The organism is Amycolatopsis eburnea, from assembly GCF_003937945.1.
Classification (GTDB): Bacteria; Actinomycetota; Actinomycetes; order Mycobacteriales; family Pseudonocardiaceae; genus Amycolatopsis; species Amycolatopsis eburnea.
Genome location: NZ_RSEC01000034.1, coordinates 1 through 374 on the forward strand (window position 1 = coordinate 1; position 374 = coordinate 374).

Below are 374 nucleotides of genomic sequence, written 5' to 3' on the forward strand. Positions count from 1 at the left end.
GCTCGCATCCACTCTACAGTTCTCAAACACCACACCAGAAACAAACAGCTTCCGGGGCGCTAGCCCCTCGGCGTGTTGCCTCAGGACCCAACAGCGTGCATGTGAACACCCGACCACCCGAGCTCGGTGCGTGCTTTCCACGACCCTTGCAGGTCAGTACTCACGCGGACTTCGCTCACCGTCGCCGGCGATAACCAGTAGTTCCACAATTCCTTGAGCAAGCCCGGCAACACCACACGCGGGTGTTAAACCAGGCCCACTCCAGTGAGCTGGGCTCACTGGATGTGTTGTGCTCCTTAGAAAGGAGGTGATCCAGCCGCACCTTCCGGTACGGCTACCTTGTTACGACTTCGTCCCAATCGCCAGTCCCACCT

At 59.1% G+C, this 374-nt stretch carries 1 rRNA gene; it reads right to left on the minus strand.

Annotation, left to right across the window (positions count from 1 at the left end):
• Positions 1-300: 300 nt before the first annotated feature.
• A 16S ribosomal RNA gene (locus tag EIY87_RS11630) occupies positions 301-374 on the minus strand; the annotation flags it as partial.